General features: G+C 38.1%; 21 protein-coding genes and 1 riboswitch. Of the genes, 17 read left to right on the top strand and 4 right to left on the bottom strand.

All coding sequences use genetic code 11. From position 1 onward, the window contains the following. The first annotated feature begins 10 nt into the window (after window positions 1-10). Window positions 11-163, top strand: a riboswitch (cobalamin riboswitch). A 16-nt stretch (window positions 164-179) separates the two neighbouring features. The 10 genes from ACYSN2_RS05715 (at window position 180) to der (ending at window position 11,985) form a co-directional block, all read left to right on the top strand. Beyond that, on the top strand, window positions 180-2,081 hold the full coding sequence (locus ACYSN2_RS05715) for a TonB-dependent receptor plug domain-containing protein (protein ID WP_461749297.1): 1,902 nt from the start codon (window positions 180-182) through the stop codon (window positions 2,079-2,081). A 216-nt stretch (window positions 2,082-2,297) separates the two neighbouring features. Further along, a complete protein-coding gene (locus ACYSN2_RS05710; protein WP_461749296.1) occupies window positions 2,298-3,215 on the top strand; it encodes an ABC transporter substrate-binding protein in 918 nt (305 codons plus the stop codon). A gap of 139 nt (window positions 3,216-3,354) precedes the next feature. Further along, window positions 3,355-3,792 carry a nucleoside-diphosphate kinase gene (ndk, locus tag ACYSN2_RS05705; RefSeq protein ID WP_461749295.1) on the top strand — a complete coding sequence of 146 codons (438 nt, stop codon included), beginning with the start codon at window positions 3,355-3,357 and terminating at the stop codon, window positions 3,790-3,792. A gap of 39 nt (window positions 3,793-3,831) precedes the next feature. Further along, on the top strand, window positions 3,832-4,947 hold the full coding sequence (gene rlmN, locus ACYSN2_RS05700; RefSeq protein ID WP_461749294.1) for a dual-specificity RNA methyltransferase RlmN: 1,116 nt from the start codon (window positions 3,832-3,834) through the stop codon (window positions 4,945-4,947). A gap of 236 nt (window positions 4,948-5,183) precedes the next feature. Then, window positions 5,184-5,945 carry a tetratricopeptide repeat protein gene (locus tag ACYSN2_RS05695; RefSeq protein WP_461749293.1) on the top strand — a complete coding sequence of 254 codons (762 nt, stop codon included), beginning with the start codon at window positions 5,184-5,186 and terminating at the stop codon, window positions 5,943-5,945. A gap of 15 nt (window positions 5,946-5,960) precedes the next feature. Further along, window positions 5,961-7,466, top strand: coding sequence for a RodZ domain-containing protein (locus ACYSN2_RS05690; protein ID WP_461749292.1), 1,506 nt, complete (start codon window positions 5,961-5,963; stop codon window positions 7,464-7,466). A 13-nt stretch (window positions 7,467-7,479) separates the two neighbouring features. Next, the gene (gene hisS, locus ACYSN2_RS05685; protein WP_461749291.1) at window positions 7,480-8,757 is read left to right on the top strand and encodes a histidine--tRNA ligase; all 1,278 of its coding nucleotides are present in this window, start codon (window positions 7,480-7,482) and stop codon (window positions 8,755-8,757) included. A 28-nt stretch (window positions 8,758-8,785) separates the two neighbouring features. After that, on the top strand, window positions 8,786-9,403 hold the full coding sequence (locus ACYSN2_RS05680) for a YfgM family protein (RefSeq protein ID WP_461749290.1): 618 nt from the start codon (window positions 8,786-8,788) through the stop codon (window positions 9,401-9,403). Window positions 9,404-9,427: 24 nt separating this feature from the next. Then, complete coding sequence (locus ACYSN2_RS05675) at window positions 9,428-10,573, top strand: outer membrane protein assembly factor BamB family protein (protein ID WP_461749289.1); 1,146 nt, start codon at window positions 9,428-9,430, stop codon at window positions 10,571-10,573. A gap of 8 nt (window positions 10,574-10,581) precedes the next feature. After that, window positions 10,582-11,985, top strand: a complete 1,404-nt coding sequence (gene der, locus ACYSN2_RS05670) for a ribosome biogenesis GTPase Der (protein WP_461749288.1) — start codon at window positions 10,582-10,584, stop codon at window positions 11,983-11,985. A 176-nt stretch (window positions 11,986-12,161) separates the two neighbouring features. Here der and ACYSN2_RS05665 read toward each other — a convergent pair whose 3' ends face one another. Further along, window positions 12,162-12,554 (bottom strand): hypothetical protein, encoded by a 393-nt coding sequence (locus ACYSN2_RS05665; RefSeq protein WP_461749287.1) that lies wholly within the window; start codon window positions 12,552-12,554, stop codon window positions 12,162-12,164. Between the two features lie 262 nt (window positions 12,555-12,816). After that, window positions 12,817-15,105 (bottom strand): Tex family protein, encoded by a 2,289-nt coding sequence (locus tag ACYSN2_RS05660; RefSeq protein ID WP_461749405.1) that lies wholly within the window; start codon window positions 15,103-15,105, stop codon window positions 12,817-12,819. A gap of 311 nt (window positions 15,106-15,416) precedes the next feature. On the opposite strand from ACYSN2_RS05660, the gene ACYSN2_RS05655 reads away from it, so the two are divergent. The 7 genes from ACYSN2_RS05655 to ACYSN2_RS05625 all read left to right on the top strand — a co-directional run bounded on the left by ACYSN2_RS05655 (window position 15,417) and on the right by ACYSN2_RS05625 (window position 22,251). Continuing rightward, window positions 15,417-15,956 carry an ATP-dependent zinc protease family protein gene (locus tag ACYSN2_RS05655; protein WP_461749286.1) on the top strand — a complete coding sequence of 180 codons (540 nt, stop codon included), beginning with the start codon at window positions 15,417-15,419 and terminating at the stop codon, window positions 15,954-15,956. A 58-nt stretch (window positions 15,957-16,014) separates the two neighbouring features. Beyond that, complete coding sequence (locus tag ACYSN2_RS05650; protein ID WP_461749285.1) at window positions 16,015-17,598, top strand: UUP1 family membrane protein; 1,584 nt, start codon at window positions 16,015-16,017, stop codon at window positions 17,596-17,598. Between the two features lie 2 nt (window positions 17,599-17,600). Next, window positions 17,601-18,602: an alpha-L-glutamate ligase-like protein gene (locus tag ACYSN2_RS05645; protein WP_461749284.1), complete on the top strand. Its 1,002-nt coding sequence runs from the start codon at window positions 17,601-17,603 to the stop codon at window positions 18,600-18,602. Between the two features lie 325 nt (window positions 18,603-18,927). Then, on the top strand, window positions 18,928-19,971 hold the full coding sequence (locus ACYSN2_RS05640; protein WP_461749283.1) for a hypothetical protein: 1,044 nt from the start codon (window positions 18,928-18,930) through the stop codon (window positions 19,969-19,971). Between the two features lie 117 nt (window positions 19,972-20,088). After that, window positions 20,089-21,248, top strand: a protein-coding gene (locus ACYSN2_RS05635; RefSeq protein WP_461749282.1) for an IS3 family transposase whose coding sequence is annotated in 2 segments (ribosomal slippage) — window positions 20,089-20,350 and window positions 20,350-21,248 — 1,161 coding nt in all. Because the reading frame shifts where the segments join, the coding sequence is not laid out codon by codon here. Beyond that, entirely contained in the window at window positions 21,245-21,418 is a 174-nt protein-coding gene (locus ACYSN2_RS05630) for a hypothetical protein (protein ID WP_461749281.1), read from the top strand. Before ACYSN2_RS05635 ends, ACYSN2_RS05630 begins: the two co-directional genes overlap by 4 nt. A gap of 134 nt (window positions 21,419-21,552) precedes the next feature. Then, a complete protein-coding gene (locus ACYSN2_RS05625) occupies window positions 21,553-22,251 on the top strand; it encodes a methylated-DNA--[protein]-cysteine S-methyltransferase (RefSeq protein ID WP_461749280.1) in 699 nt (232 codons plus the stop codon). Here the strand turns inward: ACYSN2_RS05625 and ACYSN2_RS05620 are convergent. Together ACYSN2_RS05620 and ACYSN2_RS05615 are read right to left on the bottom strand one after the other, a co-directional pair. Further along, window positions 22,190-23,236: a YeiH family protein gene (locus ACYSN2_RS05620; RefSeq protein WP_461749279.1), complete on the bottom strand. Its 1,047-nt coding sequence runs from the start codon at window positions 23,234-23,236 to the stop codon at window positions 22,190-22,192. The two genes, ACYSN2_RS05625 and ACYSN2_RS05620, sit on opposite strands and share 62 nt — an antisense overlap. Window positions 23,237-23,454: 218 nt before the next feature. Continuing rightward, complete coding sequence (locus tag ACYSN2_RS05615; protein WP_461749404.1) at window positions 23,455-24,426, bottom strand: NAD(P)H-quinone oxidoreductase; 972 nt, start codon at window positions 24,424-24,426, stop codon at window positions 23,455-23,457. Window positions 24,427-24,929 lie beyond the last annotated feature (503 nt).

Raw genomic sequence — 24,929 nt, 5'->3', positions numbered from 1 at the left:
CAATTTCTATATTAAGACGGATATTGCCGGCATCTCATTTTATATTTAATTCAATATTTCATACCAAGTTGACTTGGGAAGTAGGGTGAAATTCCCTCACGGACCCGCCACTGTATATCGATGTTCGATGAAGTCAGACACCAACCAACTGGATCAACTCTCGAGGTTAAAGAGGTTTTATGTTAGAGCAACTTTCTCAAAAAGTGAGTGTGCTAGCGGTTCTGTCTGCGCTCTCAATTTCCCAATCATTCGCTAATGAGCGACCAGAAACTATCGAAAATGATGATGAAATCATCTTCACGGCAAATCGCACGGCAACATTAGCAAGCGAAGTGGGCAGTCAAAGCATTGTTATTACCGAAAAAGAGATTCAAGCAAGACAATATCATTCCGCAACAGAAGCACTTGCCAATCAACCGGGGCTTATTTTAAGCCAAAATGGGATTAATGGACCGAGTTCTATTTTTATTCGTGGGGCGAATAGTCAAAATACATTGGTATTAGTAGATGGTGTTCCGCTTGGTGATCCGATGGGGACTGGTCGAACGGTAGATTTCTCGATGTTAGGATCGCTTTTAGACGTGAATCGTATTGAAGTCTTGAAAGGACCGCAAAGTGCGCTTTATGGAAGCTCTGCAATGGGCGGTGTGATCCAAATTTTCACGAATAACCTGAATCAGCCGGGAACAAAATTACGTTTGATGGCAGGTTCAAAAGGCACGGTTCAAGCGAGTGCAACTACGACAGGGCAAGTAGGCAATTTACGTTACTCTTTAGGTGGATTAATTGAAAATGTGAAAGGCATCGACACGACAACGGATTCAAGTGAGAAGCCCCACAATGATTATGATCGAGATCGAAATAAAAACCGTCAGCTTTCAGGAAAGTTAAATTATCTTTTAACAAATGAATTAGATCTTGATTTTGCATTCACTTACAACGATCGATATTCTGATTACGATAACTTTTTTAACACAACAAACTTTAATGATTATAATAAGTCAAAGCTTTTTACGGGTAGAGTGGCGCTAAATGGATCATTTCTAGAAGATCAATGGACATCAACTTTAGCTTACTCCTTAATGAAGTCAGATCGAGATGATTATAGTGGTTCAAGCTTCTCACCTATGGGAAAAACGCATTACCGATACTATGGGAAAACTCAAACAGTTAATTTTGATAATGAATTGAGTTTCTATGATGACTTTAAAACCCGTTTTGGACTTGCATATCAAAAAGAGCAAGGCTCGGGAGATGATCGTCAAAAGCATTCGCAAAATACAAAAAGTATTTATGTAGAACAAGATCTGAATTTTAATGATCGATTCTTTAATACGGTAGGAATTCGATATGATAAAAACTCGATTTTTGGTAGTAAAACAACCTATCGTTTAACATCACGTTATAACTTTAATGAGATGTTTGCTGTAAAGGGAAGTTTTGGAACGGGATTTTCAGCTCCTAATATTTATCAACTATATGGTGACTATGTTGGTAATACAGAATTGAAAGCAGAGACAAGTCGGGGGTATGACGTTGGATTAGAGTTTAAGCCAACGAATAGCTCTTTAATTGGAATTAGTTACTTTCATACTAGTTATAAAAATATGATTGATTATTTTGAATTTCCGGGAACATATACTGGGGAATATCGTAATTTAGATCGTGCGAAAATGAAAGGTTTTGAAGTTGTCGGATCGTGGGAATTGAATGATCAACTAGCGCTTTCGGGAAGCTATACTTACTTAGATGCAAAGCAGAAAGATCCTGGAAAAAGTTATGAGAGAATGCTTCGCAGACCAAAACATCAAGTGACTGGGAATGTTACTTATCAACCAATGACGAATCTAACATTGAATGCTAGTGCAACGTATTACAGTGCAAGAAAAGATGTCAAAGATGGGAAGGAAGTAATGTTGGGATCTTTCACAATAATAGATATTACTGGAAGTTATAAAATCAATAATACGTTTGAAGTAGATGCTAAAATTCAAAATGTCTTGAATAAAGACTACGAATTTGCGAAAGGTTACCGTGAACGTGGGAGATCGGCTTATATTGGTGTGAACATTTCACTGTAATAAAGTCTTAAAAAAGTTTGTAATAGTCCGAAATAAGATTTTAGAATGAGATAAACTTGATTTAGAGATCAATAGCGTAAGGTTTTCTTACGCTATTTTTATATTATTACGAATATCATGTGAAAATTTACCTTAATATGTTTATGATCTAAATGGATTTAGTTTCCTCTATGTATTTGTAAAGATGACAGAGAAAAGAAAAAGGAGTTAATCGTCATGACCTTAAATAAGAAGGTTGCTTGGTTGGCTAAGTTTTGTGTTTTAGTTATGGGCTTGTTTGTGAATCAGGCTTATGCTGAATATATTGTCGTTCCGAAAGGGGAAGGTAAGAATTGTCAGCGAATCGTATCAATATCACCGGCATTGAGTGATATTCTCCTGTCATTGAAACTAGATGATCGAGTTGTGGGTTCGACTCGATATTGTCAATTGCCTAAAGATAGAAATCGACAATTAGTTGGGGGATATTTTGATCTCAACTTTGAAAAAGTGGTGTCGTTAAAGCCTGATATCGTATTTATAGAAGGTAGTGTGAATAATCCGATTTCACTGAAACTGAAAAGCCTAGGCATTAAGCATCGTGTTTTCTCATTGGATACGCTTGATGATATGGAAGCGGCTAAACAGGAGATTGGACACTATTGTGAAGGAGAAATGGTGATCGGTGGGAATACTTTGAGAGATGATCTATTCGCTTTTGTTCCCGAATCACAGCAGCAGGTAGAACAACCTCCAAGAGTTTTAATTCTCTATAATTACGGCGATAATGCCGCTAAAGTCTTACCACGGCTTGCTGCTGGTAGAAGTTTTCATGGAGAATTGCTAGAAGCTTTATCCATGGAAAATGTCTATTTAGGACCTTTGAATGCGCCTGAGTTAACACGAGAATCAATTTCGCTTTTAAATCCAGAATGGATCTTTATTTTTAATAGCATGGCAGGTAATAATTTATTAGAACCGGGGAGTCTTGTTGTCGATCAAATTACGCCTAAATGGGAGTTCTTAACAATGATTGATGCCGTGAGAAAGAATCAAGTGTACGAAATTAAAGGGTTTTATACGCAGATCCCATCGGTAGCGGCAATGAGGCATTTAGGGAAAGTCATTGGGGAGACTGTTTATGATGAAGGGTAAGGTAATATAGACTTATCATCATCAAGGGTAAAAACCTGCTATCCCATTCCAAAACCATGATATTTTTGAGTAGAATTTATCTATTTATGGTAGAGTAAACAGCTTTATTTTTACATTAATTGATTTTAGGGAGTTCATCATGAGCAAACAACAGACTTTATCAATCATTAAGCCAGACGCAGTTGCAAAAAACGTTGTAGGCGCAATCTATTCACGTTTTGAAGCAGCAGGTTTCAAAATCGTTGGTGCAAAAATGACTCATTTAACTCGTGAAGAAGCTGAAGGTTTCTACGCAGTTCATAAAGAGCGTCCTTTCTTCAACGACTTAGTTGAATTCATGATCTCAGGTCCAGTTGTGATTTCTGTATTAGAAGGCGACAACGTAATCGCTAAACATCGTGAAATTTTAGGTGCAACAAACCCTAAAGAAGCAGCGGCAGGAACGATTCGTCATGACTACGCTGAATCTATCGATGCAAACGCAGTTCACGGTTCAGATGCTCCTGAAACAGCAGCAGTTGAAATCGAATACTTCTTTGGTCCAAATGCAGCTGGAACACCAAAAGTTTGCGCATAATTGCTGACTTTAAATAAGTAAGAAGGACTTTAAATATCTATGTTAGATATTGAGATTAAAGTAGAAAACGTAAAGCGTCAGACGAATTTATATAGTCTGACGTTTGACGATTTAAAAGAATTTTGTGCATCAATCGGTGAGAAGCCTTATCGCGCCACACAAATTATGAAATGGATTTATCATAAAGGTGTGCGTTCGATTGATGAAATGACGGATGTGTCGAAAAAAACGCGTGAAAAACTCAAAGAGATCACAACACTTCATTTACCGGAAGTGATTATGGATAATCTCTCGGAAGATGGGACGCGTAAATGGCTCGTGCGATTAGATTCAGGAAACTCCATTGAGATGGTGTACATTCCTGAAGATGACCGTGGAACACTTTGTGTTTCCTCTCAAGTAGGTTGTGCGTTAGATTGCTCTTTCTGTGCAACGGGAAAGCAAGGCTTTAACCGAAACTTAAGCGTTGATGAGATTATTGGTCAGCTAATGATTGCAAAGTTACTCTTAAATGACTTTGAAGAGATCGATAACTTCACGCCACGAAAAATCACGAATATCGTCTTCATGGGAATGGGTGAACCGCTTCTGAATTATCGTAATGTGGTTTCAGCAATGAAAATCATGATGGATGATTATGGATTTGGTTTATCGAAAAGACGTGTGACGTTAAGTACATCGGGCGTTGTGCCGGCATTATTAAGATTAAAAGAAGATATTGATGTTGCGCTTGCAATCTCACTTCATGCGCCTTACAACACACTACGTGATGAATTAGTGCCGATTAATCAGAAATACCCTATTGCCGAGTTATTAGATGCTTGCCGTAACTATATTGATGGAACGAACAAGAAGATCACTTGGGAATATGTATTACTGAAAGGGATTAATGATCGTGATGAGGATGCGCACGCATTAGCGAGATTAATTCGTAATATTCCAGGTAAAGTGAATCTGATTCCATTTAACCCATTTGACGGCGTTGATTATAAAACGTCAGATCGCAAACAGATCGATCATTTTAGATCGATTTTGATGGGATATGGTTTAGTCGTCATGACTCGAAAAACTCGAGGTGATGATGTAGATGCCGCTTGCGGACAGCTTGCCGGTAAAGTAAAAGATCGTACCAAACGCACAGGCGAAGAACGTTAAAATAAGGCATTGTGATTGTCTTGACTCAATAAAAGCAGGCTGATTTTTTAATCAGCCTTTTTGCTGGCTGTTTTGCGATAAATATGCGCAAATAAAAACAATTTAAAAGAAGTTTTTGTAAATAATGATTTTGTTTTATATGAATTGTTAATTAAGCTTGATTACTTTATCTTAAGCATTTACCCTTGTTAATATTCTTTAATTAATAATTATAAGTAATATTTAAAAGGTGTTTTATGTCGGAAGTAAAGAGAGTATTATTATTTCCAAGCCTTCCTAGTGTTGTAATAATGGTATCTATTTTATCGGGATGTTCGTTGATAGAAGTACCTTTCTATAACTCCAAGCAAGAGATTGTTGAACTTTCAATGTTATCTGAGGCGCAGCAGAAACATTATGAGTTGAGTATGAATTATATTGATTCAGCACATTATGATATTGCTGAAGAAAAGTTGTTATCGATTATTGATGAGTATCCGCAATTTGCAGATGCTTATAATGCTCTTGGCGTTATTTATGAACGCAGAGGACGTGTGACAGAAGGAAGTGAAGCATTTTATACGGCGATAAAAATTAATCCGAATTATGTTGTTGCCGTGGAAAATTACAGTCAGTTAAAATGTTATACGAAAGGCGCTTCAAGTATGGAAGATGATGGTAATGAAGCGAAAGAGCTTCGATTAAAATCTCGCCTATATACTGCAGCTTCTAAGTGTTATATTAGTAAAAATAATTTTTCTGATGGAGAAATTATGATAAATAAGGCGATAGAATTGGACTCAGATTATGCTTTGAGTTATTTCTATTTAGCAACAATACAAAATAAAAATCAGCAGTTTGAGTTGGCAAAGCAATCGATAGATCAATTTAATGATTTAAATGGTTATACTTCAGAGAGCGCAAAGCTCGGATATACTATTAATCGTGCATTAAATAATCAAAAAGAAATGCAGAAATATCGATATGTATTAATGACTCAATTTAACGAGGCAATATAGGGGAATCTTAGGAAAATGACTGCTCAAGAATTAGGCGAAAAGCTAAAAGCAGCACGGCAAGATAAAGATTTATCAATCGAACAAGTATCGAGAGTACTTTCTTTGAGACCCGCATTAGTAAACGATTTGGAAAAAGGTTGCTATCGTAATATTGGTGCATCTCTTTATGTTAAAAATTATTTACGAAAATATGCTAAATTTTTAGGAATTTCTCATGAAGAAATTGAAATGGATCTGCATCAATTAAATATGGGATTAGATGCTAAAAGCCAAGGTTTTTATGAAACCTCCAAAGTAAAGCATGAAGCGGAAGAGAAGAAACGTTCCAATCATTTTAAGTATTATTTAATGTTTGTGGTGTTGGTCATCGTTGTCTTTGCCTATTTATATCAAACAGGAGTCATTCCTTCGCCGTTTAAAGGAATATCTGTTGATAGCAAAGAGGAAGTCTACCTTCCCAATGAAAGGCTTCCTTCTTTAGAATTAGAGCATAATTTACAACGCAATAAAATTGCCGATCGTAAAGATGTCAGCTTTGAAGAGTTATTGATTGATTCAATGGCACAGCATCAGGAAACCATGTTAGATGAACTTCATCAAACAGCATTCGTAGAATATGACAATGATGATCATGCGTTAAATACTGAAGAGAATATCCATTTAGTCACATTAGATAGAGAAGATGAGGTAATCTCTCACTCATCGGAGCTCTTAAAAAAAAACAGTCGCTATCTCACATCTAATCAGTCAGATGTGTTAGGAACATCACTCAGGTATTATGCACCATTGCTCTCTTCCAGAACTTTGCCGACAATAAACATTGGCTCAATGCCAATTTCGGCAAAATTGAGCACGGTTAAATCTCATTTTCACTATTGGTATAAAACGCCCTCTGATATCCATTTGGGTGTAAAAACTCCCGAGCTATTTCAAGATTTATTCAGCGCTAAAACAAAAAATCTACTCTCGATATACGATAGAGAGAGTGGTTTTTATCCGTTTATTGAGAATGCGGTTTTAGGATTTCAGTTAAAGAGTAGAGAGAAACAGTTACAAGATATTACTGCGCAAATAGCCTCAATAGAGATCTTAAAAGAATCTTCTTTAACTGATGATTTTTCAGAAGCAATCGTGGAAAATACTGTTTCTACAGAATCGAAAGAGATGTTGAATTCTGAACTCCAACAATATTTGATCTTACAAAAAGCGACATTAGAGCAAGAAATTCAACAATATCTTGCGCTAAAGAGAGAGAAAGCGCTCCTTAAAATAGTGGCTGAAGATATTACGACATTAGAAATTCAAGATCATCAAGGTCGCATTATTACCAATCGAGTGATGAAGCGAGGAGATGAATATCAGATGGAAGGGCAGGGAAGTTATGATGTTTATTTGGGCAATCCTGCGGTGATAGATAAAATAACAGTTAACGGAACGATGATTCCGGAGTATTATTATAAGCCTTTAACAGAAGAAGCTGTTTCTATTCGATTTTCTCTTAACTCTGAACAGTATCGCTAGGAAAAAATAAGTAATGAGTACAAAAATAAATGCTTTGCGTGGTATGCATGATTGTTTGCCGGAAGAAATTGGTTATTGGCAAATGATTGAAGGCCATTTGAGATCTCTCTTTCAAGAGTATGGTTATTCAGAAATTAGAACTCCCATGATGGAAGAAACTCGCCTTTTCACAAGATCTATCGGGGAAGTGACCGATATCGTAGAAAAAGAGATGTATACTTTTCCAGATCAAAATGACAACTTGAGTTTATCGCTTCGCCCAGAAATGACGGCTAGTATTGTAAGAGCCGGTGTTCAGCATGGACTTTTTTATAATCAAACTCAAAAGTTATGGCAAATTGGACCAGCATTTCGTTATGAGCGTCCACAAAAAGGTCGTTATCGTCAGTTCCATCAAGCAGATATTGAAATTTTTGGTATTGAAACACCTGATGCGGATGCAGAAATGCTTGCGATGCTTGCAAGATTTTGGAAGCGTTTAGGCATTGAAAATGAAGTAAAGCTTGAAATTAACTCTATGGGAACTTCGGAATGCCGTAAGGAATACCGTGAGAAGCTCATTGCTTATTTTGAAGGCTTTAAAGAGCAACTTGATGAAGATTCAACGAGAAGACTCTATACGAATCCGCTTCGTATTTTAGATTCTAAAAATCCTGATTTAAATGAAATCATTACCAATGCACCAAAACTATTAGATCACTTAGATGCAGAATCTAAGGCGCATTTTGATACTTTATGTCAACAACTTGATATTTTAGGGATTGAATATGTGATTAATCCTAGAATTGTTCGAGGAATGGACTATTATACGAGAACGGTTTTTGAGTGGACGACGAATAAGTTAGGTTCACAAGGAACGGTTTGTGGCGGTGGTCGATATGACAAAATGGTGGAAGAATTAGGCGGAAGAGCAACACCTGCGATAGGTTTTGGAATGGGAATGGAACGTTTAATCCTTCTTTGCCAAGCTTGTGGTGTTGAGTCTAATGATTCGAGTCCTCAATTATCAACAGTATTCTTGGGCGAGAAAGCATCTCTTCATGGTCTTGTGATTATTGAACAGATTCGAAATGAATTTCCACAAATTCTGATCCAAGCAAATTTAGGTGGCGGTAGTATGAAGTCACAAATGAAAAAAGCTGATCGATCTAACGCTAAATATGTTTTAATTATGGGTGATGACGAGTTAGACAAAGGTATTGTTATTCTTAAAGATCTTCGTCAAGATGGAGAACAACAAGAAATCCCTCGTCATGATCTTTCACAGTTTTTACGTAATCGTTTACAATAATATTAAATAAGATAGAAGGTTAAATGTAATGGCTTTAAATCAATATGAAACAGATGAACAACGTGCGGAAGTCTTAGTAGACTGGCTGAAGAAGAATGTTGCTTATCTTATACTTTTAGTAGTGATTGTCATCGGTTCTATTGCCGGGGTTGAGTATTACAAACGCAATTCTGTGAGCCAATTAAATAAAACATTTGATACTTACGAATCTTTTTTAACAGATTATGCCGATAAGCCGATTAATGCGGTGGAAAGTGAGAAGTATATTGCAGAAAATGAGGGGATTTACCAAGTGTTTTCTGCAATGCTTTTAGCAAGAGAAGCTCATGGTGCTGGGGATTTCACAGCAGCAGAATCTTTTTTAACAACGGCATTAGAAAGTGCTGATGATGAGGGAATGACATCACTTCTCCAATATCGCTTAGCTGCGGTACAGTTTGATCAAGGAAAAAATGAAGCGGCACTAGCATCTCTCAAGGAGATTCAAGCAGTTGAATTTTTAGGTTTAAGAAAAGTATTAGAAGGCGATATTTATCTCTCAATGGGGCAATCACAAGATGCACAGATCTCTTATGAAGAGGCGTTATCAAGTGAAATCGTTCCTGATGGTGCGCGTAATAAGCTTGAACGTTTAGGCACAAAATAGAAAGTTGGGGATAGGATTAGTTCAATGAAAAAAATTATCACAGCAATCATTGTTGCAGTAGTTATTGCAGGATGTTCAGGTGGGCTTCGTGGGAAGAGTAATTTAGTACAACCCACAGAACTGAATAGTGCAATACCTTCTAATGTTGTTATCAAAAATTGGGAAGCTAAAACCAATAGCAAAACGCCTAAAGATAGTAATCTCAGATTTTTAATTGCAAATGATGGTACAAGCACGCTCTATGTTGCGGGTCAAAAGGGGATTGTTACCGCGATTGACATGAATAATGGTGCTAAAACTTGGGAAAAGAAGATCGGATCCCCACTATATACAGGAATTGATTATAGCCAAGGTGTTTTACTAGTAGGTAGACAAGATGCTTATGTTGAAGCAATTTCTGCAACTACGGGTGAAAAACTCTGGGAAAAGAAAGTATTAGGCGTTCCGGCAGTCTCTCCTGTTGCCAATGATAATGTTGCAATTGTGAGAACACTATTCGGTGCAGTAGAAACGTTTGATCTACAAACAGGGAATGATGGCTGGGCATATATTTTCAATAACTCAGAGCTATCTGTGTTAGGGGCAGCACCACCAACATTTTTAAACAATGACGTATTAATTGCGAGTGATGAAGGTACTTTAGCATTGCTTGATACAAGAACCGGTGAAGCTAAATGGGGAACGGTGTTAAGCCAACCTGTTAATGCAAGTTTTATGGGTGGTTTACGTGATGTGGATGCGGGAATTGTTGTTACCAATGATCGTATTTTTGTAGGTCAATATCTTTCAGGCATTACGGCTCTTAATCATCAAGGCCGTAAACTATGGCAGAAAGGGAAAGGAACGTATGCAGGGCTCGTTTTTACAGGAAACTCTGTCGTATCGGTAGAGCGTGATAGCACCATTCAAGCATTAGATGCACAAGATGGCGCATCGCTTTGGAGTAATCAAGATTTAAGAGGCAGGGATTTAACAAAACCTGTTTTAGTAGGAAATAGAATAGTTGTTGGAGATTATCAAGGATTTGTACATGTGCTTGATAGTACGACAGGACAACTACAAGGATCCACAAAAATTGGATCCACAGGATTTTTACTGGATATTAGAGAGATCAATGGAAGTGTTTATCTCTTAGATCATTCAGGTACACTTTATAAAGTTTCAATTTAAGGGATAGGATGTCAGAACCGCTTATCGCCCTTGTAGGGCGTCCTAATGTTGGGAAATCAACGATATTTAATGCATTAACACGGACGAGAGATGCATTAGTTGCCGACCAACCAGGTTTAACAAGAGACCGCCAATATGGCGTAGGTAAGGTTGGAGATCGACCTTACGATGTATTAGATACAGGTGGATTATCAGGTGACGATAATCAAATGGATCATCTCATTGCAGGTCAAGCATGGATTGCTGCTGAAGAAGCTGATCTCATCTTCTTTATTGTAGATGGAAGATCTGGCGTTACTGCATTTGATGAAGAGATTGCAGATAAACTGCGTCGCATGGGAAAACCTGTCGTTGTCGTTGTGAATAAAGCAGAAGGAATCTCTCCTGAAGTGATCGTTGGGGAGTTTTACTCTTTAGGATTAGGAGAACCTGTTGCAGTATCGGCTGCGCATCATCAAGGGTTATATGAGTTAATGCTCAACGCATATACTCGTATTAATTTCCCAGATAAGAAAGAGCAAAAAGAGATTCAAGACGATATTATTCGCCTTGCCGTATTTGGTCGACCAAATGCCGGTAAATCAACCTTGATTAACCAAATGCTTGGTGAAGAGCGTGTATTGGCATCAGATGTTGCCGGAACAACACGTGATAGTATCGAGATTCCATTCTCAGCGTATGATCGTGATTTCATTCTCATTGATACAGCCGGCATTCGTCGCCGAAGCCGTGTGACAGATGTGATTGAAAAATTCAGTGTCATTAAGAGCTTAGATGCCCTTGAGAAAGCGAATGTTGTTGTATTTGTCTTTGACGCGAAAGAAGGCTTATCAGATCAAGATGCAACGCTTTTGGGTGCTGTGTTAGAAGCTGGAAAAGCGCTCATTCTTGCGGTTAACAAATGGGATTCGCTAGAAGAAGATGAAAAGAGCTGGGTACAACAAGATTTTGCAAGACGTTTTGCATTTATCGACTTTACGGAACCACTTTTTATCTCGGCACTGAAAGGTCAGGGCGTATTACAAGTGATTCGTGAATCGATTCGTGTATTTGATCAGTCAATGCGTGAATTTACCACGAATGAACTCTCTAATATCTTAGAGTATGCTGTTCATAGTCATCAACCGCCCATGGAAAAAGGCTATGCACCAAAGCTTCGTTATGCGCATCAAGGTGGAAAGAATCCACTGAAGATCATCATTCATGGTAATCGTACACAATATGTGAAAGATAGCTATACACGTTACTTAAGTAATATGTTTAGAGAATCTTTAGAAATTGATGGAACGCCGGTAAGAATTTTGTATCGCACGAATGAAAATCCTTATGCGAATCGTCCTGGAAAAGAGACAGAAATTCGCGGAAGTGCAAAGCGTAAACGTAAGTTAGAGCGCGCGAAAGAGAAGAAGTAGATACTTGCTGAACGATTGCTGAGATCAGTTGTAATAGATTTCATATCTTGTAGATATATTCAGATACACAAAAAACCCATTTCACTGAAATGGGTTTTTTTAATGGAATACTTTTTTGGGAAATTTTCTAATAATTTTTACAGAAAAGAAGTTTCACAAGAAGCCTATCTTATGCTTTATTCCAGCGTTAATTGCCAAAATCCCGTGTGATCTTTAATGAGTGATAATGTATCAAACGTATTACTGCCATCTTTAAAATTCAGGGTATAACGAACAATTGCTCTATCTTTATCAGGATTATACTCAATAGAGTGATACTCAATTTTATCAATTCCGCCTTTTTCTTGAATATTAAAGGCTAAGTCTTGAAATATGATGGCAAGAATATCGTAGAGTTCTGATTCCGATTTTCGTTCACGCAAATTCTCTTCTAAATTAAACAGAGAGAGAAGTTCGGGATAATTTTGGCTGTTGAGAGATTCATAAAAGGTATGAATACTCTCTTCGGGAGAATGTGGTTGCGAGCAACCGACAAGACCTACCATGCAACCGAGTATAAAAATCTGCACTTTTTTTATCATGCGTGATGGCTAAATACCTATAAAAAGAGAAAGGCAATTATAACAGATATTCACATAAACTTGGGGGGGAACGATCGTTCTAACTGGAGGTTTCAAAATGAAGCACTGTTACTCTTTAAAGAAAACTAAGCATTCATTTGATGTTAATAAATTGATGCTAATAAAAAGTCATAAAAAACGATAGCTTTATATGAGGAGCTATCGTTTATTTATGGAAATTTTATCTGTAAATGATATTTTATTTTATCATTTAACGCTTTTTAAGTTTTCCTAAGGCATCCGCAAAGGGATTATTACTCGGCGCTTCCGAGCGATTATTCATCGATCTTTTCTGATTCTTAGATGCCGGTGCAAAGCTATTGTTGCTGTTATTATTACTTTCGCCGACAGAATCATTCATGCGCATGGTAAGCGCAATGCGTTTACGAGGAATATCCACTTCGAGCACTTTCACTTTAACGATATCGCCGACCTTTACCACTTCATGAGGATCTTTCACAAAGCGATCGGCAAGGGCGCTGATATGCACTAAACCATCTTGATGAACGCCGATATCCACAAATGCACCAAAGTTTGCCACGTTGGTAATGACACCTTCTAATTGCATGCAGGGCGTTAAATCGGCAATTTCAGAAACATCTTCTCTAAAGGTTGCCGTAATAAACTCAGGGCGCGGATCTCGGCCGGGTTTTTCGAGCTCTTCTAAAATATCTTTAATGGTTGGAATTCCAAATTTATCGCAGACAAAATTCTGAGGATTGAGCTGTTTGATGAAAGTACTATTGCCGATAATTTCATTGAGAGATTTTCCGGTCGCTTGCAATATGCGCTCAACCACAGGATATGCTTCTGGATGCACTGCCGAAATATCAAGCGGATTACTGCCACGAATTCGCAAGAAACCTGCCGATAATTCAAATGCTTTTGGTCCTAATCTTGGCACTTTTTTGAGGGAAATACGATTTTTGAAAGGACCATTTTCATCTCGGTAAGTGACAATATTTTGCGCCGTTGTCGAATTTAAGCCGGACACTTTGGCAAGTAGTGCACTCGATGCGGTATTGGCATCCACGCCGACGGCATTTACGCAATCTTCCACTACAGATTCAAGCATGCGATTGAGCTGAGATTGGTTCACATCATGTTGATATTGCCCAACACCGATGGCTTTTGGCTCAATTTTCACAAGCTCTGCTAAAGGATCTTGTAAGCGTCTTGCAATAGAAACAGCACCACGAAGGGAAACATCGAGCTCCGGAAATTCTTTTGCCGCAAGTGCAGAAGCAGAATAGACCGAAGCGCCGGCTTCGCTTGTGACGACTTTATTAAGTTTCGGGAATTTTTTGCAGAGCTCAGAAGCAAGCTTATCCGTTTCTCTCGATGCCGTACCATTACCGATAGATATAAGTTCAGGATCATGTTTTTCGACCAGTTTCGCTAACACATGAAGTGCTTCATCCCATTTATTAACGGGAACGTGCGGATAAATCGTCGCCGTATCAAGAAGCTTTCCAGTGCGATCCACAACCGCAATTTTACAACCTGTACGAAGACCGGGATCAATGCCGAGAATTGCTTTTTCTCCTGCTGGAGATGCGAGTAGAAGGTCTTTGAGGTTTCTGGCAAATACTTTGATCGCTTCCGTTTCAGAAGCTTCTTTGAGTTGATTAATGAGTTCAAGGGAAAGAGAAAGATTCAGCTTTGCTCGCCAACTTAAACGAATGGTATCTTTCAACCAATCATGGGGGTTTATGAGCGCAAGGGTATTGGTAATTGTGCCGAGCGGTGCATCTTCTAACTCTTCCGGTAGTTTTAGCTCTAAAGAAAGGATATCTTCATTACGACCACGAAGAAGCGCTAAAGCACGATGTGATGGAATGGATTTAATAGTTTCTTTAAATTCAAAATAATCTTTATAGTTACTGCCGGCATCTTCTTTTTCTTTTTGCACTTCTGAATGAAGCTCTGCAAACTCCCAAAGATATTGACGAAGCTTTCCTAAAAGCTCGGCATTCTCGGCAATGCGTTCAATCAGAATAAAGCGCGCGCCATCTAATACTTGTTTAGTATCGTTAAATCCTTGCTCAGGATTCAGATAATTGCGGGCAAGGGTTTCGATATTGTCATTGATCTGATTTTGAAAGAGAAGATCCGCCAACGGTTCAATGCCGGCTTCAATGGCCATTTGTGCTCTTGTACGGCGTTTTGGGCGGTAGGGAAGATATAGATCTTCAAGTTCAGTTTTGGTATTAACGGCGTTGATTTGCGCTCTTAATGTGTCGGTGAGTTTTTCTTGCTCAAAAATAGAGTTTAGAATCGTTGCCCTGCGTTCATTGAGCTCTCGTAAATAGATTAAACGTTCTTCTAAAAGACGAAGCTGCGTATCATCTAAACCGCCGGTCGCTTCTTTACGATATCGTGCGATAAACGGCACGGTTGCACCTTCATCAAGAAGTGTAATTGCTGAAGATACTTGAGATTTCGTTGCGCCTATATCGCCGGCAATAATGTTAGGAAGCGCGGTAAGATGCATCTGCATATCGGTTTGAATCGCCATTAATCAAAACTCCTTGATGGGTAGAAATTATTAAAAGTTTGAGGGGCATTATACCTTTATTCTTTTTTTGTGAAGATATTAAGGTTACTTGGAAATTCTTTATGATTCCTTAGATATAAAGCCATAGATAGACTATAGATAAATTTTATAAATGATCTAGGTGATTCCTGAAAAAAATTGATGTTTTTTTTCTAACGCAAAATTATGTTAAACTACTTGATTAAAAGTAAATTATTCAGATCTATTAAACGAATAATAGTAATCTTATTGAGTAGCGAATATTGGATAGAAAAATGAAGAAAAGAATTATTCTTGGAGGAATCCTTATCTCATTAATGACAGGAATAAGTATTGCCAAAGAGAAAAGTGCAACTCACAACGATCAGCCAATTTTTGGGCGTTATGAAGTTGTGACGATTACTGAATTAGACTCAGTGCCAATTCAAGCCAAATTAGATACAGGTGCTTTTACGGCATCATTAAATGCTCGAAATATTGAATATTTTGAAAAAGGTGAGGATGATTGGGTTCGTTTTACACCGGTCATTGGGCATAAAGAATTAGCGACACGTGAATTGCCTTTATTGAAAATTTCACGTATTAAACAACGAGCGGAAGAAGGCGATGATAGCGATGATCACGCTTCATCACAGCGTCCCGTTGTGAAAATGACCCTTTGCATTGGTAACATTCAAAAAGAGATTGAAGTGAATCTTACCAATAGAGAACACTTCACATATCCGTTATTATTAGGCGCAAAATCATTAAGACAGCTGAAAGCATTAGTAGATGCCGGCCGTAAATATACCGTTGATCCTGTGTGTCGATCATAAGTGGATGATCGACATCAGTGAGAAAGAAACGAATACATTATTATAAGGAAACGATCGCGTGCGCTCAGCAAATCTACATTTAAAAGTATTAATATTTCTTCTTCTAGCCGTTGGCTTAGGGTCTATTTTTTATGAACGTTATGTTCTACAAATTCCTTTTACCGACCGAGAAGTTGAAAACCTCTGGACAATTGATGCCAAAATCACGTATGACGTTCCAAAGGAATCTTCAGTATCCACGAAGTTTTTTATCCCGACTAATTATCAGCAATACACAAAGTTTAGTGAATCGCTGATTGCCGATAAAGAATATGGACAAGTTTTCGAAGAAGATGCGCTTGGCAATAAAATCGCGCATTACTCTATTCGCCGAACGCAAGGTCCTGAAACAATCTATTATCGTCTATCGTTATCTCCTAATTTTGGCGATAAAGAGACACCCGAAGAGACAATCGGCACGATTTACCGTGAGAAAATTCCTCTTGAAGGTGCTGAAAAAGTCGCAGCAGATGCATTAGTTAATGATATTCGAGCAACTTCATCGAATACATTAACCTTTATCAGCGAAGCGATTCGCCGAGTCAATATGAAGGATAATGCCAATGTGAATCTTCTTTTACATGGAGATGATTCTCTTAAAAATCGTTATGCCGTTGCGGAATTATTGTTATCTCAAGCACATATTCCTGTGCAGCGTGTGAATACGTTGGAGTTGAAATCCAGTATCGATCAAACACCAGATGTTTGGCTTCGTAGTTATATTGAAACATCGAATCGTGATGAAAAGACGAAACGAAATGTCACGACCGGCAAATGGTATTACTTCAATATGGTGGACGGCAGTGTTGGTTTGCCGAAGAATCATATTGTTTGGTGGGTTGGCGATGATTCGCTCATTAGTGTAAACAATGCGTTAAAACCAAAAGTATCCTTTAGCGTTTCAGATAAAGAGCTTACGGCGATTAGTTTAGCGCAGGTTGAAAACACGAAAAGTGCAGAATTCCTCTCTTATTCACTCTATGATTTGCCGATTGAAATCCAATATAGTTATGAGCTCATGCTCATGATTCCCTTTGGTGTTTTAGTCATTCTGCTCGTACGTAACGTGATCGGGATTCAAACCCTTGGAACCTTTACGCCGGTGCTGATTGCGCTCGCGTTTAGAGAAACAGGTTTAGCTTTTGGGATCGCATTCTTTACCATTATTACGGCAATGGGATTACTCGTTCGCTCCTATTTAGAACATTTGAAACTACAGATGTTGTCACGATTATCAGTTGTGTTAACGTTCGTGATTATCATGATCGCAATGCTCAGTATCTTTAGTTACAAAATGGGCTTTGATAAAGGATTAGCAATCGGTCTATTCCCAATGGTCATTTTAACGATGACCATTGAACGCTTATCGATTACATGGGAAGAGCGCGGTGCTGGCAATGTTCTGAAAATCAGTATCGGAACCTTAATCGCGGCATCTTTGGCATATCTCTTAATTGAAATTCCGGCATTTATCTACTTCGTCTTCACATTCCCAGGCATCTTATTAGTGCTTGCAAGCTTCATGTTGATGATGGGACGTTATCGTGGATACCGTTTAACAGAGCTCAAACGTTTTAAAGCGATGTTAAAAGAGGAGAAATAAGCATGTTTACGATGATTAAACGTTGGCGTGCACTTCGAAAACGTGGCGTAATGGGAATTAATGAACGAAATGGCGGTTTCGTTCTTAAATACAATAATCGGAAATTTTATCCTTATGTGGATGATAAAATTCTCACGAAAGCACGCGCAATCGATGCCGGCATTAATGTGCCGGAGATGTACGGCGTGATCGAAACCGAAAGCGATATTAAACATAAGCTTCGTAAAATTCTTCAAGATCGCACCGAATTTGTGATTAAACCGGCAAAAGGTGCGGGCGGAGATGGGATTATCGTTATTAGCGATAAGTTCGATGATTATCGTTATAAAACAGTTTCAGGGCGTTTAATTACGATGGATGAGATCGAATATCAGATCTCCAGCACGCTCACAGGGCTTTACTCTTTGGGCGGTGCACGAGATCGTGCTTTGATCGAATATAAAGTATCGTCAGATCCCATTTTTAGTAGCATTAGCTATGAAGGCGTTCCGGATATTCGCGTGATTGTTTTAATGGGATATCCTGTGATTGCAATGCTTCGTCTGCCTACAAGACAATCCGGCGGAAAGGCGAATCTCCATCAAGGAGCGATAGGCGTTGGCGTGGATATCACTACCGGAAAAACGTTAGAAGGCACATGGTTAAATGAGATCATTCAGCGCCATCCTGATACGAATAATCCGGTAAAAGATGTGGAGCTTCCAAATTGGGAAGGCTTCTTAGAGCTTGCCACAAGTTGCTATGAGCTGAGCCAATTAGGCTACATTGGCGTTGATATGGTGCTTGATGAAACGAAAGGACCATTAGTATTAGAAATTAATGCGCGTCCTGGTTTAAACATTCAAATCGCCAATAATGCCGGACTTTCTGCCAGAGCAAAGCAAGTAGAAGATCACATTGAAGCGCTCAAAAAAGCCGGCAAACCACCCGAAACAATCGCCGAAAGAATGGCATACGCTCAGAAACACTTTGGGCATATTGAATTAGAAGTAACAGAAGCATAATTCAAAATTTCTAGTTCAGAGTTCTTAATTTTGAATCCTAAGCGAATAATTCAATAATAAAGTAATCATTGAAGAATCCCTCTTTTTTAAGAGGGATTTTTTATGTCTGTGAAATTTCAGTTTTCAGATATTGCAACTAATTGTATTTATGCTTATTAACTTAATAATGAATGTTTTATTGTTTGGAATATAATGGCTTGATTACAGTAAGATCAGTTGAAAAAAGCTATATCAGTAATGTTGCTTTAGTCTGCACATATGTTTAGTTAAAGTTATGAATGTTCAACAGACCCTAGTCAGAAACGATAGATAAGGAATAAAAAGTATGAAAATAGATTTAATAAAAAAATTACACTATTTACTATTTTTAGTATTAATGATGACAGGCATGAGTATAGCAATGGAAAAAAACAATCCTCAAGTCAAATATCAACTACGATTCAAAGCAAATTACATCTCTTGCATTGTCCGAATTAATGATGTTTTTGTATATAGTACTTACGACAGTGTTGGTAAGAATAATGATCCTATACAGATTAGTTTTGGGCAAGATATTACGCAATACTTGGATCAAGGAGTAAATCAATTATCTATACAAGCTGATAATATGGCCGAGTATATCCCGTCACATAGAATAGAGCAGAGTTATTGTGAGGTTGATATTCTAGCCATTGTAAAAAATCCTACTACAGATGATATTGAGAGTAAGGTGGTAAATAATATTCGCTATTCATATGAAGATAAACCAAAGGATTCTAGGTTAATTTTCCCTTACTTACTTTCTATCCAAGAATCTAATATGAGTTTAGATGAGCGTTTAACCTCGAATGAGGTAGAGCTAAAACAATTACCGGATCTTTACGATAAGAATGGGGAGCCTATACAAGAAACTTTGGCATCACGAACGTTTGTCGTGGATAATTACCAACCTTTTAGCTGGGTAAATGATTCTACACCTTTTAAGAATACACCTGAAAATAAAAAAATGTTATGGGATAAATATCAAGAGATCTTAAAGGCGGTTGCAGACAAGGATAAAAAAGCGGTTCGCCAATTAGTAGAACCTGGTGTAACTGATATGGCGAAGTATTATGGGGATAGTAATGCGGAAGGGCAGTTTGAATTCTCTTTTGCAGATACTTTTGAGCACTACTTTAATCTGAATCCTGATGTCTATGAAGCAAATCCATTAACGTTGGATGATTATGATTTAGAAATTTATGCTGAGGGTAAGTTGTTTAGATTAAACAGAAAAGGATATACATTGATTTCCCCGTTACGTTGGGAAAATAGTGTGAGGGGGACAACGAGGGTTTATAATCCAATATTCACATTTATCGATGGTAAGATTGTAATGGCATGGTTTTAGCCCAATTACTTTTTAATTAAGATAACCGCCTTGGAGCGGTTTTTTTATGTGTTCTGGTCTCATAAAAGTGGACACTCTAATAGAGGATAATATATCCTGTTGATTATTGGAGTTATTATGAATAAAAAAAGAAAATATACGAACTATTCCCCTGAGTTTAAAAATGATGCTGTTGCTCTAGTAACCGATCAAGGCTATAGCGTGGCAGATGCTGCTAACGCCCTTAATGTTCATCCAAATCTTATTTATAAATGGAAACAATCTGTCGAAAAAAGCAAAGATGGGGGTTTAACTTTTGATGAAAGAGCTGAGTTGATCAAGTTACGAGCTGAAAATAGAACTTTAAAGATGGAAAAAGAAATCCTAAAAAAGGCTTCAGCTTTCTTCGCAAAGGAAATGAAATAAATTTTCAAATGATTCAGAAAATAACGGAAGAAGGCTATCCCAAAATTTTGTGTTGTAAAACACTCAAAGTAAGTCGGTCAGGCTATTATGCTTGGCTTGGTCGACCAAAGGTCAAGATTAATAAATCTGAATTTCGATTAAAATCTCGAATGAAGTCTTTATTTAATGAAAGCCGTGAAAGTTTAGGCTCAAGAACATTGATGGAGTCCTTGCGGGCAGAAGGGTTTACCGTAGGTCGGCATAAAGTAAGATACTTGATGCGGAGTCTCAATCTACAAGTAAAACAAAGGATACGATATCGATTGAAAAGAGCAGATAATGATCAGCCTAAATATGCATCAAATTTAGTTAAAATGAATTTTGATCCTGTGAGTAAAAATAAGATCTGGGTTGGTGACATCACTTACCTAAAAACCCTCGATGGATGGTACTATTTGAGTGTTGTGATGGATCTCTATTCTCGAAGAATTCTTGGTTGGGATTATTCAAAAACAATGAGAACCGATCTAGTTGAACGGTCATTACAGCAGGCTTATACGCTAAGAAACTGCCCGAAAAAAGTTGTTTTTCATAGCGATAGGGGTTCTCAATATAGTAGTAATCAGTTAAAGAAGTTTTTATCGGAAAAGGGATTTATTCAATCGATGGGTAGCACAGGAGCTTGCTGGGATAATGCTGTTATTGAGAGATTTTTTGGAAGTTTAAAACATGATTGGTTGTACAAACAGAAGTTGTTATCGCCGGAAGCCATGAAAAATGACATTGCAGCTTATATGAGATATTACAATTTAAAGCGCCTTCATAGTTACAATGAGAACATGAGTCCCGTTGATTATGAAAATTATAAAGTGAAAGTGTCCACTGCAGCGTGACCAGTACACATCATGGAGATGAGATTGTTGGGAACCAAAGTAGTGCCGGAATCATTATAATTAATACCCAGACTAATCATGATAGTGAAATTTCTTGTATTAATATTGAAATAGATAACTTACAAAAAATAGAGGATATTATTTCAATAGATGAAAGAGGGCGTTTGTAATATTCCTGAATATTAAGGAATAGGTTAGGCAATCTTTGAAAGAATAAGAACTGTTTATATTCTGTTTAAAATTAGAATTCAGTCGGTAAAGAATTTAGTATGTTAAAGATCGATTCATACTTAAGGAAACTCAAATGCCAAATACGATTCAAGATGCTGGAAGCAAACCTGCCTATTTTTACTATCATTCATTTAAAAATGGCGAAATTGGCTTTTTGTTTGATGAAGATGGCTTGATTGAAATGGATATTTCCGGCATGAATAAAGAAGCGGAAAGCGCTCGCATAGAAGCTTCAAAGTGGGAGAAGTGGGAGAAGTGGGCTACTGAAATCACGGATCTGTCTCAACTGTCAAAGCTTGATACCTTGTTGGTTGAAACATTGCCGGCACTCGGGGAATTGCATAAATTCCCAAGTAAAAGGATTGCCGTAGAAGCGTTATTAAATCGGATTATTGCGGAATTTACCGCTTACTTTTCCGGCAATCTTAAAGACTTTACGATTCCGATGAAACCGCAAGGAACGCCGTTTCAAAGATCGGTTTGGAAAGCTCTAACGGAGATTCCTTACGGCGCTGTGATTAGTTATAAGACGCTTGCCGAGAATATTGAGAACCCAAAAGCGGTTCGTGCGGTGGGTTCTGCGAATGGTAAAAATCCGCTACCCATCATTATTCCGTGTCATCGAGTGATTCAAGCGAATCAAACGCTCGGCGGTTATAGCGGTGGATTATCCACGAAAATTGCGCTACTGACTTTGGAAGGTTTTAGTTTTAGCTCAGAAAAATCGGGATTAAAAGTAGTGCTAGGGCAATCTGCGCTGAACCTAGAATAAGCGCATAGATCGCAAGCTTTCTACCTTGCTGTTTGAGCAGAGAAAAATTCAAACGAAGCCCAATTGCCGCAAGGGCAATCACTTCAAATTTATTGCCAAGCAGAAGTAGAATATTTGAAATATCTTCATGAATGATCTCAAAAGAGTTCAGCGCACAAGCAAGCATAAAGCCAAAGAGATACCAAGGAACAAGCTTATGAAGCGCCTGTTTTTTAGGAGAAGTTTTCTCTTGCGGATGATTATGAGAAAGCGTTGTTTGCGAACGATTCGCTAATTTATGAAAGCAGATCACGATCAAAATCAGGGAAGCGATTCGCATGATTTTAAAGATCGTTGCATCTCGCATCACTTCATTACCAAGCATGCTCGCACTTGCAATCACTTGCCCAACGGATTGCAACGTTCCGCCAATGAGTGCGCCTTGCAATACAGCTGAATCATAGAGAAAAAGCGCAATGACCGGCAGAAGAAACATCATAATCGTTCCCATGAGGTTCACGATTGTGATGATTAATCCACGTTCTGATTCACTCGCACCAATGACCGGCGCAGTTGCGGCAATGGCTGAAGAGCCACAAACCGCATTGCCGGCAGCCATTAAGAGATAATAGTTCTGCCCAAATTTTAAGGCTTTGCCGATGCCGATAGCGAGTAAAATCGTGCCGATAATTTGTAAGGTAATAAAGATCGTGCCGGAAAGACCAAGCTTTGCAAGGGTGGAAAAGGTTACCGAGAATCCTAAAAAGACAATAGCGTATTCTAGTAATCGACCTTCGGAAAAGCGAGTACCTTGCTGGAAAATAGATTGCTTGAAAAAAAGATTGCCGGCAATGATTCCGATAAAAATCGCAATGGGTGCTGCGCCAATTTTAGGAATAAATTGCGCCATAATCATCGCAATCACAGCAACTAAAACAGCTAGAAGTAAGCCAGGAATAATGCCGGGAATTTCGCTTGGTTTAGGAATAAAACTTGGGTATTTCATATTATTTATAAATAGATTTCATAGTGTGAAGTCATCACGGTATTGAGAGATGCTACGCTTTTTTTAGGGCTGTGAATAGCATTATTGATGGGTTTATATTTTAAAACTTAGATCCAAAAATGAAATATAAATATGAAATCTAAATATAAAAAAGGATTCTTGAGAGAATCCTTTTGATTTATAAAGACATCTATAAAGCATCTATTCGTGAAATCAGCTTATTGGACTTCTAAGACGATCTTACCGATATGTTCGCTCGATTCCATGAGTTCATGGGCTTTGTCGGCGTCACTTAATTGGAATACTTGGTAAACCACAGGTTTGAAATGCCCTTGCTCGAGCAACGGCAATACATCTTTGATGATATCTTGCGTTAAGCCACGTTTAAATTCATATTCACGAGCGCGAAGCGTACTGCCGGTCACAACTAAACGTTTTTGCATAATCTTCATGAGATTCGCCGTCACTTTCGCACCGCCCATAGAGTTGATATAAACCAATCTGCCATCGGGGTTGAGGAGATCAATATTCTTCTCATAATAATCGCCGCCGATCATATCTAAAATCACGTCAGCGCCATAATCTTTCAGCACTTCGAGGAAATCTTCCGTTTTGTAATTCACGGCAATGGTTGCACCAAGCGCTTTGACAGCTTCCTGTTTCTCGGCATTCCCAACCGTTGCAAATACTTCAGCGCCGATGATTTTCGCAAGCTGAATTGCCGTAATACCAATCCCGCTACTTCCGCCATGAACTAAAAATTTCTCGCCTTTTTTCAGCTGTCCACGTTGGAAAACATTGTTCCAAACGGTGTAGAGCGTTTCCGGCAAGCTTGCCGCTTCAACGAATGTAAGGTTTTTGGGTTTTGGAAGCGCTAAGAATTCATCGACTCGCACATATTCCGCATAACCGCCACCGCCAATGAGTGAGAAAACTTCATCGCCCACTTTCCAAGTCGTTACATCAGAACCAATTTCTTCTACAATGCCGGCAACTTCTAAGCCCAAAATATTTTGTGGCTCGCCTTCAGGGGCAGGATAGTAACCTTTACGCTGAATCACATCAGGGCGATTAACGCCGGCAGCTTTTACTTTGATTAAGATATCGTGAGGGCGAAGCGCAGGGCGCTCAGTTTCTCCGATTTTAAGAACAGATGGATCTCCAAACTCAGTAAAAATAATGGCTTTCATCATCAATAAACCCCCTTATGTTATGGTCAATGATTTTTTCTTTGAAGAGAATCAATCATTCAATTGCACTTAAAAAAATCACTTAAAGATCGCTTTAAGGCGAAAGAATCATCTTAGCGAAAAAGAGGCATTTCGTCTATGTTGGCGAATTTTGAGGTTTTTTGTTTTAGATTTTAGACTTTGGATTTAACTTGCTTAAGTAAAGCTCATTCATGGCGGGAGGGAATGCTTGCACTCATTTTACAATCGCTCGCCCGCAGTGAGGGGATTTAGAGGTTTGTAGGTTCGATGTAATGCTGTAAGACAACTCAGATTAGAATGAATCTATGAGAAAGGTAGTTCTCATTACAAATTAAAATTAAATGGTTATTTTAAATGGCAGATTCAAATACGAAGTGCGACAAGTACGTTTTTGACCAAATACTCATAAGGTGTTAAATATCCTAACACCTTTCTAGGTCTATTATTTAGTAGATCTTCCACATATTGAACTGCTTGCGTAT

This window comes from Ignatzschineria sp. LJL83 (genome assembly GCF_054871845.1).
The sequence above is the reverse complement of the archived record's forward strand: the minus strand, read 5'-3'. Positions and strand labels throughout refer to the sequence as shown.

What these genes read in the sequence shown, in the direction of transcription:
- ACYSN2_RS05715 (WP_461749297.1), top strand. Translation starts at nt 180, where the DNA reads ATGTTAGAGCAACTTTCTCAAAAAGTGAGTGTGCTAGCGGTTCTGTCT.
- ACYSN2_RS05710 (WP_461749296.1), top strand. Translation starts at nt 2,298, where the DNA reads ATGACCTTAAATAAGAAGGTTGCTTGGTTGGCTAAGTTTTGTGTTTTA.
- ndk (WP_461749295.1), top strand. Translation starts at nt 3,355, where the DNA reads ATGAGCAAACAACAGACTTTATCAATCATTAAGCCAGACGCAGTTGCA.
- rlmN (WP_461749294.1), top strand. Translation starts at nt 3,832, where the DNA reads ATGTTAGATATTGAGATTAAAGTAGAAAACGTAAAGCGTCAGACGAAT.
- ACYSN2_RS05695 (WP_461749293.1), top strand. Translation starts at nt 5,184, where the DNA reads ATGTCGGAAGTAAAGAGAGTATTATTATTTCCAAGCCTTCCTAGTGTT.
- ACYSN2_RS05690 (WP_461749292.1), top strand. Translation starts at nt 5,961, where the DNA reads ATGACTGCTCAAGAATTAGGCGAAAAGCTAAAAGCAGCACGGCAAGAT.
- hisS (WP_461749291.1), top strand. Translation starts at nt 7,480, where the DNA reads ATGAGTACAAAAATAAATGCTTTGCGTGGTATGCATGATTGTTTGCCG.
- ACYSN2_RS05680 (WP_461749290.1), top strand. Translation starts at nt 8,786, where the DNA reads ATGGCTTTAAATCAATATGAAACAGATGAACAACGTGCGGAAGTCTTA.
- ACYSN2_RS05675 (WP_461749289.1), top strand. Translation starts at nt 9,428, where the DNA reads ATGAAAAAAATTATCACAGCAATCATTGTTGCAGTAGTTATTGCAGGA.
- der (WP_461749288.1), top strand. Translation starts at nt 10,582, where the DNA reads ATGTCAGAACCGCTTATCGCCCTTGTAGGGCGTCCTAATGTTGGGAAA.
- ACYSN2_RS05660 (WP_461749405.1), bottom strand. Translation starts at nt 15,105, where the DNA reads ATGCAGATGCATCTTACCGCGCTTCCTAACATTATTGCCGGCGATATA.
- ACYSN2_RS05655 (WP_461749286.1), top strand. Translation starts at nt 15,417, where the DNA reads ATGAAGAAAAGAATTATTCTTGGAGGAATCCTTATCTCATTAATGACA.
- ACYSN2_RS05645 (WP_461749284.1), top strand. Translation starts at nt 17,601, where the DNA reads ATGTTTACGATGATTAAACGTTGGCGTGCACTTCGAAAACGTGGCGTA.
- ACYSN2_RS05640 (WP_461749283.1), top strand. Translation starts at nt 18,928, where the DNA reads ATGAAAATAGATTTAATAAAAAAATTACACTATTTACTATTTTTAGTA.
- ACYSN2_RS05625 (WP_461749280.1), top strand. Translation starts at nt 21,553, where the DNA reads ATGCCAAATACGATTCAAGATGCTGGAAGCAAACCTGCCTATTTTTAC.
- ACYSN2_RS05620 (WP_461749279.1), bottom strand. Translation starts at nt 23,236, where the DNA reads ATGAAATACCCAAGTTTTATTCCTAAACCAAGCGAAATTCCCGGCATT.
- ACYSN2_RS05615 (WP_461749404.1), bottom strand. Translation starts at nt 24,426, where the DNA reads ATGAAAGCCATTATTTTTACTGAGTTTGGAGATCCATCTGTTCTTAAA.